The sequence below is a fragment of the Streptomyces beigongshangae genome (assembly GCF_019710745.1).
Lineage (GTDB): Bacteria > Actinomycetota > Actinomycetes > Streptomycetales > Streptomycetaceae > Streptomyces > Streptomyces beigongshangae.
Genome location: NZ_JAHKJW010000138.1, coordinates 1 through 4,488, shown reverse-complemented (window position 1 = coordinate 4,488; position 4,488 = coordinate 1). Strand labels below are relative to the sequence as shown.

At 72.3% G+C, this 4,488-nt stretch carries 4 protein-coding genes; all 4 read left to right on the top strand.

The annotated features are described in order from the left end of the window. The coding region (locus KM933_RS38350) for an adenosylcobinamide-GDP ribazoletransferase (RefSeq protein ID WP_221362163.1) at window positions 1-250 on the top strand (250 nt) is incomplete at its 5' end. 137 nt (window positions 251-387) lie between these two features. Continuing rightward, entirely contained in the window at window positions 388-1,929 is a 1,542-nt protein-coding gene (locus tag KM933_RS38345) for a leucyl aminopeptidase (RefSeq protein ID WP_221362161.1), read from the top strand. A gap of 277 nt (window positions 1,930-2,206) precedes the next feature. Then, the gene (gene lpdA, locus KM933_RS38340) at window positions 2,207-3,595 is read left to right on the top strand and encodes a dihydrolipoyl dehydrogenase (protein ID WP_221362159.1); all 1,389 of its coding nucleotides are present in this window, start codon (window positions 2,207-2,209) and stop codon (window positions 3,593-3,595) included. Window positions 3,596-3,718: 123 nt separating this feature from the next. Next, window positions 3,719-4,488 (top strand): biotin/lipoyl-containing protein (locus tag KM933_RS38335; RefSeq protein ID WP_308013681.1); only part of this gene is annotated, 770 nt, incomplete at its 3' end.

Below are 4,488 nucleotides of genomic sequence, written 5' to 3'. Positions count from 1 at the left end.
CACGGTCCCCGGCCGGACCGCCCTCCTCACGGCGGTGGCGGTCACGGCCGCGGCGGCCGGCGCGGGCACGCTCCTCGGGCCGTACGGCGCCCTCGGTTCCGCGGCGGCCGTCCTGCTCGCCTGCGCCGCCGCGCAGGCGCTGCTGCGCCACTGCACGCGCCGCTTCGGCGGGGTGACGGGTGACGTCTTCGGCGCCCTCGAAGAGACCGCCGCCACCACGGCACTCGTCGTGTTCTGCCTCCTCCCGTAGTTCCCGTGGGCGCGGACCCCCACCTGGATGAGCGGAACGCGGCACCGCGCGTAGGCTCGTGCCCAGGGCTCCGAACGCCCCGGCCGACCTCACCCCTGACGGCCACAGCAACTCAACGGAAGCGAGATTTCACCACCGTGACTGCTCTCACTCTCAGCACCTCCGCGGCGCCCGGCCTGCGGGCCGACGCGATCGTCGTCGGTGTCGCCAAGGTCACCGGTTCCACGTCGGGGGACCTGGTCGTCGCCCCGGGCGCCGAGGCCGTGGACAAGGCGTTCGACGGTCGGCTCGCCGACGTTCTGGAGACCCTCGGCGCCTCGGGCGGCGAGGGCGAGGTGACGAAGCTGCCGGCGCCGTCCGGCCTCAAGTCGCCGCTCGTGCTGGCGGTCGGTCTCGGTGCCCTCCCCGAGAAAAACGCCTCCTTCTCGGCGGAGACGCTGCGCCGCGCGGGCGGCGCCGCCGCCCGCGCGCTGGCGGGCACCGGGAAGGCCGGGTTCGCCCTGCCGGTCGAGGACGCCGCGGACGCGGGCGCCGTCGCCGAGGGCGTGCTGCTCGGCGCGTACTCCTTCGACGCGTACAAGGAGATCGCGAAGAACGGGAACGGCGCCAAGAAGGGCAAGGCCCCGCTCGTCGAGGCCGTGCTGCTCGGCGCCAAGCCCCGCGACAAGGCGTTCAAGGCGGCCGTCGAGCGCGCCACGGCCGTGTCCGAGGAGCTGAACCGCGCCCGCGACCTCGTCAACACCCCGCCGAACGACCTGGACCCGGAGGCCTTCGCGGCCGTCGCGCAGGCCGCGGCCAAGGAGCACGGCATCAAGGTGCAGGTGCTCGACGAGAAGGCCCTCGCCAAGGGCGGGTACGGCGGCATCCTCGGCGTCGGCGCCGGTTCCGCGTCCGCGCCCCGGCTGGTGAAGCTGTCGTACACCTCCTCCAAGGCGAAGAAGCACCTCGCCTTCGTCGGCAAGGGCATCACCTACGACTCGGGCGGCATCTCGCTGAAGCCCGCCGGGCACAACGAGACGATGAAGTGCGACATGAGCGGCGCCGCCGCCGTGTTCGCCGCCGTCGTCGCCGCCGCCCGCCTGAACCTCCAGGTCAACGTGACCGGCTGGCTCGCGCTCGCCGAGAACATGCCCTCCGGCTCGGCCACCCGCCCGGGCGACGTGCTGCGCATGTACAGCGGCAGGACCGTCGAGGTCCTCAACACCGACGCCGAGGGCCGGCTGGTCCTCGCCGACGCGATCGCCAAGGCGTCCGAGGACACGCCCGACGCGATCGTCGACGTGGCGACCCTGACCGGCGCGATGATGATGGCGCTCGGCAACCGCACGTTCGGGATCATGTCGAACGACGACGCCTTCCGCTCCGCGGTGCACGAGGCGGCCGAGGAGGTCGGCGAGGCGGCCTGGCCGATGCCGCTCCCGGACCACCTGAGGAAGGGGATGGACTCCCCCACCGCCGACATCGCCAACATGGGCGAGCGGTACGGCGGCGGCCTGGTGGCCGGGCTGTTCCTGAAGGAGTTCGTGGGCGAGGGCATCACGTGGGCGCACCTCGACATCGCCGGGCCCGCCTTCAACGAGCAGGGGCCGTTCGGTTACACCCCGAAGGGGGGCACCGGGTCCGCCGTACGGACGCTGGTGCGGCTCGCCGAGCTGACCGCCGCGGGTGATCTGGGCTGACGCCCGCCCGGTGTCCCGGGTTCCGTCCGTCGCACGGCGGGTGCCGGCCGGGTGTGGCCGAGCGCGCAGTTCCCCGCGCCCCCGGAGGGCGCGGGGCTGCCGTGTGATCGATCAGACGTCCCACAGCACAGCCCGGCGTCCCGCCCGTCCCCGACAAGTGCGAAGATGGGTTCTCGGCAGGACAGGGCCCGCCAGGGCCGAAGAAAGAGCGGCCGGACACCAGCCGCCGCCCGGTCACTGGAGACCGGCGCCGGCGCACATGCATGGAGGACGTGACGTGGCGAACGACGCCAGCACCGTTTTCGACCTAGTGATCCTCGGCGGTGGTAGCGGCGGCTACGCCGCGGCCCTGCGCGGAGCGCAGCTGGGCCTGGACGTCGCCCTGATCGAGAAGAACAAGCTCGGCGGCACCTGCCTGCACAACGGCTGCATCCCCACCAAGGCCCTGCTGCACGCGGGCGAGATCGCCGACCAGGCACGCGAGAGCGAGCAGTTCGGTGTCAAGGCCACCTTCGAGGGCATCGACATCGCCGCCGTCCACAAGTACAAGGACGACGTGATCAGCGGCCTCTACAAGGGCCTGCAGGGCCTGGTGGCCTCGCGCAAGGTGACGTACATCGAGGGCGAGGGCCGTCTGTCGTCCCCGACCTCCGTGGACGTCAACGGCCAGCGGGTCCAGGGCCGCCACGTGCTGCTCGCGACCGGCTCCGTGCCGAAGTCGCTGCCGGGCCTGGACATCGACGGCAACCGCATCATCTCCTCGGACCACGCGCTGACGCTGGACCGCGTCCCGCAGTCCGCGATCGTGCTGGGCGGCGGCGTCATCGGCGTCGAGTTCGCCTCGGCGTGGAAGTCCTTCGGCACCGACGTCACGATCATCGAGGGCCTCAAGCACCTCGTCCCGGTCGAGGACGAGAACAGCTCCAAGCTCCTTGAGCGCGCGTTCCGCAAGCGCGGCATCAAGTTCAACCTCGGCACGTTCTTCGAGAAGGCCGAGTACACGCAGGACGGCGTCCGCGTGACCCTCGCCGACGGCAAGACCTTCGAGGCCGAGATCCTCCTGGTCGCCATCGGCCGCGGCCCGGTCTCGGCCGGTCTCGGCTACGAGGAGCAGGGCGTCGCCATGGACCGCGGCTACGTCCTGGTCGACGAGTACATGCGCACCAACGTGCCGACCGTCTCGGCCGTGGGCGACCTGGTGCCGACGCTCCAGCTCGCGCACGTCGGCTTCGCCGAGGGCATCCTGGTGGCGGAGCGCCTGGCCGGTCTCAAGACCGTCCCCATCGACTACGACGGCGTGCCCCGGGTGACGTACTGCCACCCCGAGGTCGCCTCCGTGGGCGTCACCGAGGCGAAGGCCAAGGAGATCTACGGTGCGGACAAGGTCGTCGCTCTGAAGTACAACCTCGCGGGCAACGGCAAGAGCAAGATCCTGAAGACCGCGGGCGAGATCAAGCTCGTCCAGGTCAAGGACGGTGCCGTGGTCGGCGTCCACATGGTCGGCGACCGCATGGGCGAGCAGGTGGGCGAAGCCCAGCTGATCTACAACTGGGAGGCGCTGCCCGCCGAGGTCGCGCAGCTCATCCACGCCCACCCGACGCAGAACGAGGCGATGGGCGAGGCCCACCTCGCGCTCGCCGGCAAGCCGCTGCATTCGCACGACTGACCGACCCTCGGTCATCCCACGACGCGACGACACAGACTTCCGCAATCGTAAGGAGCAACCGAAACCATGGCNCCCACGACGCGACGACACAGACTTCCGCAATCGTAAGGAGCAACCGAAACCATGGCGGTTTCCGTAACCCTTCCGGCGCTCGGCGAGAGCGTCACCGAGGGCACCGTCACCCGCTGGCTGAAGGCCGAGGGTGAGCGCGTAGAGGCCGACGAGCCACTGCTGGAGGTGTCGACGGACAAGGTCGACACCGAGATCCCCTCCCCCGCCGCCGGCGTGCTCGCCTCCATCAAGGTCGCCGAGGACGAGACCGTCGAGGTCGGCGCCGAGCTGGCCGTCATCGACGACGGCTCGGGCGCGTCCGCCGAGTCCGCTCCGGCCGCCGAGCCCGAGCCCGAGCAGGCCCCGGCCGCCGAGGAGCCCGCTCCGGAGCCGGCTCCGCAGGCCACCCCGTCCACCGAGACCGACGCTCCGGCGCCGGCCCCGACCGCCGAGGCCGCTTCCGGCGGCGGTGGCGCCGAGGGCACCGACGTGGTGCTCCCGGCCCTGGGCGAGTCGGTCACCGAGGGCACCGTCACCCGGTGGCTCAAGGAGGTCGGCGAGGAGGTCGCGGAGGACGAGCCGCTGCTCGAGGTCTCCACGGACAAGGTCGACACCGAGATCCCGTCGCCCGCCGCCGGCGTGCTGCTGGAGATCGTGGTCGGCGAGGACGAGACCGCCGAGGTCGGTGCCAAGCTGGCCGTCATCGGCGCTCCCGGCTCGGCCCCGTCGGCCCCCGCTGCCGAGGCCCCCGCCCCGGCCGAGCAGGCTCCGGCGCCCGCCGCCGCCGCTCCGGCGCAGGCCCAGGCCCCGGCTCCGGCCGCCCCCAAGGCCGAGGCTCCGGC